The following is a 1,251-nucleotide window of genomic DNA, read 5'->3' as shown; positions in this document are numbered from 1 at the left end:
GTCGACGACGACCGGCAATCTGAGCCGCGCGACGGGGCTCAACAGCACCGCGACCGGCATCGGCGCCCAAGCCACCGCCGAAAGCAGCAGCGCCACGGGCTCGGGCGCGCTCGCCAGCGGGGGCTTTGCGACCGCGACGGGCAGTTTCAGCGAGGCGTCGGGATCGCGCAGCACCGCGACCGGTGATTTCGCCCGCGCGACCGCGCTGCAGTCGACCGCCAGCGGCGCGGGCAGCCTCGCGTCGATGCAGGATGCCACCGCGACGGGTTTCGTCGCGCAGGCGACCGGGATCGGTGCGACCGCCACGGGCACCTTCGCGCAGGCCACCGCCGAGCGCGCGACCGCGACCGGCCGCGACAGCATCGCGAGCGGAATCGGGTCGACGACGACCGGCAACCTCAGCCGTGCGACCGGGATCAACAGCACCGCGACGGGCATCGCCGCGCAGGCGAATGGCGAGAACAGCAGCGCGACCGGCGCGGGGGCGCAGGCGAATGGCGCCTTCTCGACCGCCACCGGCACCAACAGCCAGGCGACGGGCAACCGCAGCACCGCGACGGGCGACTTCGCCTTTGCGACCGGGCTGCAATCGACCGCCAGCGGCGCGGGCAGTTCGGCATCGGCGATGGACGCCACCGCGACCGGCTTCGTCGCGCAGGCGAGCGCCGAAGGCGCGACCGCGAACGGTACCTTTGCTCGCGCGCAGGCGGTCCAGAGCACGGCGATCGGCCGCGACAGCCTGGCGAACAGCGATTTCGCGACGGCAGTGGGCAGCGATTCGACGGCCTCCGCCTTCAATTCGGTGGCGCTGGGCAGCTTTTCGGTCGCCGACCGCGCCAACAGCGTGTCGGTGGGCTCTGCCGGCAACGAACGCATCATTACCAATGTCGGCGCAGGCATCGCCGCGACCGATGCGGTCAATCTGGCCCAGCTCAACGCCGGTCTCGCCGGGGTCGCGGCCGGGGCCAACCCATTTCTTGCGGTGAACACGACCGCGGCCAATGCGCAGGCGGGCGGCCTGCAATCGATCGCCGCCGGCGGCGGCGCGACAGCGGCGGGCGACGGCGGCGTCGCCGTCGGTGAAGAGGCCGACGCTTCGGGTGAAGCCGCGGTTGCGCTCGGCCAGAATGCGACGGCCGCAGGCGCCTTCGGGATCGCCATCGGCGGCGGCGACCTGCTTCCGACGCGCGCCAGCGGCGATTTCAGCATCGCCATCGGGTCGCAGGCGGTGGCAGGCGGCCGCGACAGCAT

At 72.8% G+C, this 1,251-nt stretch carries 1 protein-coding gene; it reads left to right on the top strand.

The window, feature by feature from the left end:
• Positions 1 to 1,251 (top strand): hypothetical protein (locus B1A78_RS21800; protein ID WP_077148909.1); only part of this gene is annotated, 1,251 nt, incomplete at both ends.

The sequence above is a fragment of the Sphingopyxis sp. KK2 genome, from assembly GCF_001990265.1.
Lineage (GTDB): Bacteria > Pseudomonadota > Alphaproteobacteria > Sphingomonadales > Sphingomonadaceae > Sphingopyxis.
Note: the sequence above shows the minus strand (reverse complement) of the source record. Positions and strands in the feature narration are given on the sequence as shown.